Source organism: Sebaldella sp. S0638, from assembly GCF_024158605.1.
In the GTDB taxonomy this organism is placed as follows: domain Bacteria; phylum Fusobacteriota; class Fusobacteriia; order Fusobacteriales; family Leptotrichiaceae; genus Sebaldella.
Genome location: NZ_JAMZGM010000288.1, coordinates 1 through 764 on the forward strand (window position 1 = coordinate 1; position 764 = coordinate 764).

At 33.6% G+C, this 764-nt stretch carries 1 protein-coding gene; it reads right to left on the minus strand.

Annotated elements, in window-relative coordinates; genetic code table 11:
• Window positions 1-764 (minus strand): IS256 family transposase (locus NK213_RS20335; RefSeq protein WP_253352742.1); only part of this gene is annotated, 764 nt, incomplete at both ends.

A 764-nucleotide genomic window follows, 5' to 3' on the forward strand; every position in this document is an offset into this window, starting at 1 on the left:
GTATTTCTAACCTGATGTACTATGCATCTTTGGTATTCTGTATTGGGAAATGCAGTATTCACAGCTTCTTGTATTCCTGTAAGACCGTCAGCACATAATATTAGTATATCCTTTACTTCCCTGTCTTTTAGTTCATTAAGTAATGAAAGCCAGTATTTGGAGCTTTCATTTTCACCGATGCTTATAGTAAGGACTTCTTTTCTTCCTTCATGATTTATTCCCAAGATAACATAAGCTGCTACTTTTTTAATAATATTATTTTCCCGTACTGAGAAATGAACGGCATCTATAAATACTATAGGATAAACATTGGATAAAGGTCTTTTTTGCCAGTCCTCAATTTCAGGGAGTAATTTATTTGTGACAGATGAAATCAATGATTCACTGACCTCAAAACCATAAATATCATCAATCTGTTCTGAAATTTGTCTTGTGGTCATACCTTTGGCATACATTCTGATAATCTTATTTTCTATTTCTGATATATCTTTTGTTCTCTTTGGCACTATTTTAGGTTCAAATGAAGATTCTCTATCCTGCGGTACCATTATTTCCATTTCACCGCTATGTGAACGGAGTGTTTTAGATTTCTTTCCATTCCTGCTATTCTCATTATCACTTCTCTCATATGAAGAATATCCAAGATGCTCATCCATCTCAGCTTCAAGCATATTTTGTATAGTCCCTCCAAGCAAGTCTTTTAATGCTTCTTGAATATCCTTGGTATCTTTGATATCATACATTTCTATCATTTGGGCTATCAA